The following is a 7,239-nucleotide window of genomic DNA, read 5'->3' as shown; positions in this document are numbered from 1 at the left end:
TGGTACTGCTACACCAAGTGGGAGAGTAGGAAGCCGCCTTCTTCAAAGTCCGATACATTACGTATCGGACTTTTTTTATACCCTGTTTTAATTAGAAAAATTCTTTGGTACATATTATAACACTACTTCTAGAAAATTAAACTTAAAAAAGAAATGGTATTTTAAATTTATGAGTATAGAAGGACATTTTTTTAAAGTGTAACAATTTAAAAAAGAAGTAGTCTTTGTTTTGTAATTTATTAAAGACTAAAATGAAAAATTTTCTACTGTTATTGTTTTTTAGCATTTTATTAAGCTCATGTAATAAGCAAAAACCTATTAATGATATAGAAAGTCAAGTTTCTCGATTTTTTTTAAAAACGTATAAGGCTAAAAGTTTTTTAGATGATCAACGGTTGGAAAAGATTAAGGAGGTGAAATCTGAGATAAAATCGTTATTTAATACTCATTTTAAAGATAATAATATACCTGGAATTTCTTATGGTATTGTTGTAGACGATTCGTTAATAATAAGCTCTAGTGTTGGAGTATCCAATATTCATAAAAATATAGAAGTTTCAACAAATACTTCTTTCAGAATAGCTTCGATGTCTAAAAGTTTTACGGCTTTAGCAATATTAATGCTTAGAGATCAGGGTAAATTGTCATTAAAAGACCCAGTTGTTAATTATATTCCAGAATTAAAAAGTTTAAATTATTTAACTAAGGATTCTCCCATTTTAAATATTGAAAACCTGTTGACTATGACTGCCGGATTTCCTGAGGATAACCCTTGGGGAGATAGACAGCTTTCAATGACTAAAAAGGATTTTGTCGATTTTATTTCCGGTGGAATTTCTATGTCTAAAACTCCATCATATCAATACGAATATAGTAATACAGGTTATGCTATGTTAGGGTATGTTATTGGTGAAGTTTCAGGTGTTTCATATCAGGATTATATTAAAAATAAAATTTTAATTCCTTTAGGTATGTATGATACACATTGGGAATATAGTACTATAGAAGAGGAAAAATTAGCTCTTGGTTATAGGTGGGAAGATGAAAATTGGAAATTAGAACCAATGTTACATGATGGAATATATGGAGCTATGGGAGGTTTAATTACTACAATTAAAGATTTTAGTAAGTATATTAGTTTTCATTTAAATGCATGGCCAATTAGAAATGATGATAATAATGGTATCGTAAAAAGAAGTACTATTAGAGAAATGCATGTTCCTAAGTATAATTTTTTAAATTCTTGGAATAGAGATTGGGATAACAAACCGTGTGCTGGAATGATTGGATATGGTTATGGTTTAGGTATTTCTATGGATTGTAAACGCATAAAAAAAGTTGCTCATGGTGGTGCTTTACCAGGATTTGGAAGCGATTATGCTTTTTTTCCAGAATATGGTATTGGAATAATGGCTTTTGGTAATAAAACGTATACTTCTCCTATGCCATCTGATAAATTAGAAAAGTTATTATTTGAAACGTTAGATCTGCAAGGACGAAAATTGCCTCCGTCAGAGATTTTAATTCAACGAAAAGAACAAATTACAAATTTAATCACTACGGAAAATGTTAATCTTGTAAGCGATATTTTTGCAGAAAACTTTTTTTTAGATGATACTATAGAGGACCGCCTAATGGAAATACAAAGAATTAGACGTGTCGCTGGTAGGGTTATAAAAATACATGGCATTTCTGCCAAAAATCAATTAAGAGGAGATTTTATTATACAATGTGAAAATGGGGATATAAAAGTGTTTTTTACACTCTCCCCAGAAAAAGTGCCTTTAGTTCAAAAAATGAATGTGAGTTTTAACGCTAATAAGAAAGTTATGAATTAAGTATGTCTTTGTAATCCTCAAAAAAAGCTTCAAAGCTTTCCATAGTATCTTTTAAAAATAACATAGTTTCTTGCCAAGTATTTTTATTATGTATGGAGACATTATTTTTTTCAATATAAATTCTTGAAATTTCTTTTTTGTTTTCTAGAATAAAATAATCTTTAAAGTGGGATTCAGGTAAAAAATCTTCTCGAATTATGGATTTAAGGGTAATTAATTTTTCCCATAATTCAATTCTTTTTTCCAAACTGTTATGGTCAACATCTAAAGATACCATTGCCTTTTTCAAATCAAAATGAAACTTAAACGTAAGACCTTTAATGTTGGTATTATAAAGAGTCCATTTTCTAGGAAAGGATTTACCAAAGGATATCCAAAAATCTTGTTTTAAACGTTTTGACTCTTCTTTGCTGAACATTTACAATATATAAGCAATTAGTATTCCTATTGCAATGACAAGTACTTTACGTAAATTAAATTTATGTCCTTCAGAACTTTCAAAGAGAATAACGGTAGAAATATGTAAAAACACACCTATAACTAGGGCGTTAATTAAAGCGTAGTATTCTTGAGAAAGCTCAAAATTTGCAGCTATAAAACTTCCTATAGGTGTCATTAGTGCAAACAAAACAATAAAGAATATAGCACTTAGGAGTTTTATTTTAGATTCTACTAAGAAAATACTTAGAATTATTGCAATTGGTATTTTATGAATTAGTATACCGTAAAGCATAGTGTGGTTATGTTCTATAGGAACACCTTCTAATAAAGAGTGTATAGAAAGGCTTATGAATAGTAACCAAGGAAATTTGGAAGAATCTTTTTCTACATGAACGTGACCATGTTCTGCTCCTTTGGAAAAGAACTCCAAAAAAATTTGTAATAATATACCAAGCATAACAAATACACCAATCGTTTTTGAATTGGCATGTTTGTATACTTCAGGAAATAGCTCAAATAAAGTAAGAGCAAGTAAAAAAGCACCACTAAAAGCTAAGAGGAGTTTAAAGTTTTCTTTTTTCTTTGGCTTGGCAATGTATACAAACAAAAAACTTAGTAAAACACTTAAGATGGGTAGTGTATAAGTCATGAATTAGTTATACTTAATTTTATATTGCATGGAAAAATATATTGGGGGTAAAATTAACGTATTTTTGTGTGAATATTTATAGATACTATGAACAATAATTTTAAAATGTTAGCGAAAACCCTATTTGGTTTTGAAGAGATACTAGCGAAAGAATTAAAGGATTTAGGAGCAATAAATGTTGAGGAAGGGGTTCGTAGTGTTTCTTTTGAAGGAGATACTGGTTTTATGTACAAAGCTAATCTTTGTTTGCGGACTGCAATTAAAATAATTAAACCTATACATTCTTTTTCTGTGCGTAATGAAAATGAATTGTATAGAAAGGTTTATGCCATGAATTGGGATGACTATTTAAATGTAAATACAAGTTTTGCGATAGATACAACCGCAAAATCGGATAATTTTACACATTCTTTATATGTTTCTCAGAAAGTTAAAGATGCTATAGTAGATAAATTTAGAGATACAGATGGAGAAAGACCTGATGTAGATGTTAAATTTCCGGATTTGCGTATCAATGTTCATATACATAACGAACATTGTAATATTTCTTTAGATAGTTCTGGTAGGTCTTTGCATCATAGAGGATATAGAACGGCAACCAATATAGCACCTATTAATGAGGTTTTAGCCGCGGGTCTTTTGTTATTAAGTGGATGGAAAGGGCAATCGGATTTTTTGGATCCTATGTGTGGAAGTGGTACTATGCTAACTGAGGCCGCTATGATTGCTTGTAACATTCCCGCAAATATTAACAGGAAGGAATTTGCTTTTGAAAAATGGGAGGATTTTGACGAGGAACTTTTTGAGAAAATTGTTGACGTGTCTTTAAATAAAACTCGCGATTTTAATTTTAAAATTATAGGATATGATAAAGCTCCTTCTGCTATTCGTAAAGCGCAAGATAATATTGAGAATGCTAATTTAGCGGAATATATAACGATAGAAAGAAAGAACTTTTTTGATACCGAAAAATTTACGCAAAATCAATTGCACATGGTTTTTAATCCACCATACGGAGAACGTTTGGATATAGATATGCAGGATTTTTATGCATCTATTGGGGATACCTTAAAACAAAAATATCCAGGTACGGATGCTTGGTTTATAACGTCTAATTTAGAGGCATTAAAATATGTAGGACTTAGACCCTCTAGAAAGATAAAAGTATTTAATAGTCATTTAGAATCTAAATTGGTAAAGTACGTAATGTATTCTGGTAGTAAAAAGGCAAAATATCAAAATAAAGAAGAGTAGAAATATGAAATTAAAGCATAAAGCACTTCTTTGTAATTTTGTTTGTTTTGCAGTTATATTTGTAATTGCTAGGCTATTGTTAGGTTATTTTGTTCCACTGCAAAGATTAGTTTTAGCCGTAATCGCAGCAGTGATAGCTAATGTTCTTTCGCCAAAATTTGCTGTAGCCAAAATAAATGGTAAAGAGAAAATGGTTATGAAATGGATTTTGAAAAAGGGCATTAAAGAGTTTTAGATTACTCTTGTATTTCTTCTTTATCTTTTTTCTTTTCTTTTTTTACTTTTTTGTACAACGGTATAAAATACGATATGGAGTAATTATACCCTATTCCAAAAGAACTATTATCGGTTACTTTATTAAAACCTGGAATCCATAAATTGTTAAATCTTGAAGCCTCTGGGTCTTTATCCGTAATTAGTACGCCAACCCTAACACTAGCACCGAGATAAAAGTTGGTAAAAAGTTCTACTTTGGCTCCTAAAACTGCTTCCAGCCAATGTGCGGAAAGTCCGCTAAATTCTTCTGGAGTAGTAGAACCTGTAGAAAAATCATCTGTATCCCAATATCTGTTCCTATTAAAAATTTGATAATTATTTACGGTTTGCGAAAAATTGGCATAAGCATATCGGGCTCCAATAAAAATAGAATTACGTTCTCCATACCAGTTCGCATAGGTATTATAATCTATTCCTAATTTAATGTAGTTTCCTTTGGTTGTAAAATTGTATAAAGGAGAGGTTGTAGTATTTTCATTACTTGGTCCTAATTCTTCTTGTCTGGTATTGGTTTCGTTACCTAACTCAGCAGCTAAATACAATTTTTGCGTTAAACGATAATCTGCTACAATTTCAATACCATCATAATCCTCATTAGTAAAAGATAAAATAGGTCTACTAAGGTCAAGTCCAACTCTTAATCCATAGGATTGTTTGTATACAACCGTATCTTTAGGCTTGGTGTCTATAGGTTTGCTTTGAGCGTATAAACCAATACTACTAATAGTAAAAAAAAGACTAATGATATATTTTAACATGCGTAGTATTTATATTTTCTAGATTTATGTCTGCGGCAATAAATTCAATGCCTTTAATCCAATTATCAGAGTCAGCTGTAAGAGTAGCGGTAATACCGTTGTAATTTGCGATAAATCCACAAGCTCTGGATACATATTCGTCTCCTAATTCATAACTAAACGTTACAGTGTCAGGGTTTCCAATTTCATTATTATTGTCATCATCTTCTGAATCTAAAATAAAAGTAAAACTAGTAGAATTTCCTACTGTTTTAAGGGGGATAGAAATGTTTTTTAAATCTGTTCTATCTTTAAGAGAATCCGTTTGTATGGCATTAGTTTGCCCTTCGCCAATTACTCTAATAGAAGTAGCTGTTAATGCGGTATCCGTATCTGTAGTATCGTAAAACCCTATTTGTAATAATGGCGTATCTCCATCTACGCAAATATCATCTTTCTCACAGGCTAAAAACAAAATTACACCTATAAGCAAAGCTCCTAAAATTTTATATTTTACCATATACCTATATCTTTTCTAAAAGTACAACATTTTCTACATGATGTGTTTGCGGGAACATATCTACAGGTTGTATTTTAGTGATTTTATAAAAATCTTTCATTAGTGCTAAATCTCTTGCTTGTGTTGCACTATTACAACTAACATAAACTATTTTATTTGGAGCAATATTTAGAATTTGTTGTACCACATCTTTATGCATACCATCTCGTGGTGGGTCTGTTATAATAATATCTGGTTGTCCATGTTCTTGAATAAACGCCTCATTAAAAACATTTTTCATGTCACCTACATAAAATTCGGCGTTAGTAATGTTATTATTTTCAGCATTCGCTTTTGCATCTAATATAGCTTCGGGAACGGCTTCTATGCCAATTACTTTTTTTGCTTTTGTAGAAACAAATTGAGCAATGGTTCCTGTTCCAGTATATAAATCATATACCAATTCTTCTCCTGTTAAACCAGCAAAATCTCTAGTTATTTTATATAACTCGTATGCTTGGTCGGAATTAGTTTGATAAAAAGATTTTGCATTTATCTTAAATTGCAAACCTTCCATTTCCTCTATAATATGGTCACGGCCCGAAAAACAAATTATTTCTTGGTCATATATGGTGTCATTCTGTTTTTTGTTAACCACGTATTGCAAAGAAGTAATGGTAGGAAACCTTTCTTTTAAGTGGTCTAATAAAGCTTCTCTTTTCTCTTTGTGGTCTTCGTAGAATTGAATTAGTACCATTATTTCTCCTGTAGATGTTGTTCTAAGCATTAGGGTACGGAGCATTCCTACTTGGTTTCTAGGATTAAAGAAAGACATACCTGTGTCTTGAGCAAATTCTTTAGTCGCAATTCGGATTGCATTAGATGGGTCTTCTTGTAAATGACATTTTTTTACATCTAATATTTTATCCCACATGCCAGGAATATGAAAGCCTAAAGCATTCTTGTTATCAAAATCTTGCCCAGAATTAATTTCTTCCAGGGTTAACCAACGACTATCCGAAAAAGAAAACTCCATCTTATTTCTATAGAAGTATTGTTTTTTAGAGCCTAAAATAGGAGTGGTTTCAGGAATATCAAGATGTCCAATACGAACTAGGTTGTTCAGAACTTCCTTTTCTTTGTAAAATAACTGATTATCATAACTCATATTTTGCCATTTACAACCGCCGCAAACGCCAAAATGTTCGCAAACTGGGTCAGTTCGCTTATCAGATAGTGCATGAAAGTTTATAGCCGTACCTTCAAAGTAAGCTTTTCTCTTTTTGGTAGTCTGTATATCCACTATATCTCCAGGAACGGCATTGGTTGTAAAAACTACGCGGCCATCAGGAGCTTTTCCTATAGTTTTTCCTTTTGCGCCAGCATCTATTATTTCTATATTCTCAAGAATTACTCTCTTATTCTTTTTTCGCATAGGGCAAAAATAAGAATAGCACTTCATTTATAACAGTATCTTTAAGAAGGAATCTGATTAATTTAAGTTAAATAAAAGTGAACCTTTTTGAATTTATCGAGTCTTACATA

The 7,239-nt window shown here is 31.1% G+C and carries 8 protein-coding genes; 3 read left to right on the top strand and 5 right to left on the bottom strand.

Features of this window, described 5'->3' with window-relative positions; genetic code table 11:
* Positions 1-251: 251 nt before the first annotated feature.
* Entirely contained in the window at positions 252-1,838 is a 1,587-nt protein-coding gene (locus Q0856_RS13815; protein WP_298505959.1) for a serine hydrolase domain-containing protein, read from the top strand.
* Here the strand turns inward: Q0856_RS13815 and Q0856_RS13810 are convergent.
* The gene (locus Q0856_RS13810; protein WP_298505956.1) at positions 1,828-2,256 is read right to left on the bottom strand and encodes a DUF4268 domain-containing protein; all 429 of its coding nucleotides are present in this window, start codon (positions 2,254-2,256) and stop codon (positions 1,828-1,830) included. The genes Q0856_RS13815 and Q0856_RS13810 overlap by 11 nt on opposite strands.
* Positions 2,257-2,928 (bottom strand): ZIP family metal transporter, encoded by a 672-nt coding sequence (locus Q0856_RS13805; protein WP_298480257.1) that lies wholly within the window; start codon positions 2,926-2,928, stop codon positions 2,257-2,259.
* Positions 2,929-3,015: 87 nt separating this feature from the next.
* Between Q0856_RS13805 and Q0856_RS13800 the strand changes: the two genes are divergently transcribed.
* Positions 3,016-4,182 (top strand): THUMP domain-containing protein, encoded by a 1,167-nt coding sequence (locus Q0856_RS13800; RefSeq protein ID WP_298480260.1) that lies wholly within the window; start codon positions 3,016-3,018, stop codon positions 4,180-4,182.
* A 4-nt stretch (positions 4,183-4,186) separates the two neighbouring features.
* Positions 4,187-4,417 (top strand): hypothetical protein, encoded by a 231-nt coding sequence (locus tag Q0856_RS13795; RefSeq protein ID WP_298480265.1) that lies wholly within the window; start codon positions 4,187-4,189, stop codon positions 4,415-4,417.
* Position 4,418: 1 nt separating this feature from the next.
* On the opposite strand, the gene Q0856_RS13790 is transcribed toward Q0856_RS13795, so the two are convergent.
* From Q0856_RS13790 to rlmD, 3 genes are read right to left on the bottom strand one after another with little or no spacing between them, the layout of a single operon-like run.
* Positions 4,419-5,216, bottom strand: a complete 798-nt coding sequence (locus tag Q0856_RS13790; protein ID WP_298505954.1) for a DUF6048 family protein — start codon at positions 5,214-5,216, stop codon at positions 4,419-4,421.
* On the bottom strand, positions 5,197-5,715 hold the full coding sequence (locus tag Q0856_RS13785) for a DUF6452 family protein (protein ID WP_298480272.1): 519 nt from the start codon (positions 5,713-5,715) through the stop codon (positions 5,197-5,199). The genes Q0856_RS13790 and Q0856_RS13785 overlap by 20 nt, the downstream gene beginning before the upstream one ends.
* A gap of 4 nt (positions 5,716-5,719) precedes the next feature.
* Entirely contained in the window at positions 5,720-7,129 is a 1,410-nt protein-coding gene (gene rlmD, locus Q0856_RS13780) for a 23S rRNA (uracil(1939)-C(5))-methyltransferase RlmD (protein WP_298505952.1), read from the bottom strand.
* Between the last annotated feature and the right edge of the window lie 110 nt (positions 7,130-7,239).

Origin of the sequence: uncultured Maribacter sp., from assembly GCF_947496775.1 — a bacterium.
In the GTDB taxonomy this organism is placed as follows: domain Bacteria; phylum Bacteroidota; class Bacteroidia; order Flavobacteriales; family Flavobacteriaceae; genus Maribacter_B.
This window is presented reverse-complemented; position numbering and strand designations above follow the sequence as displayed.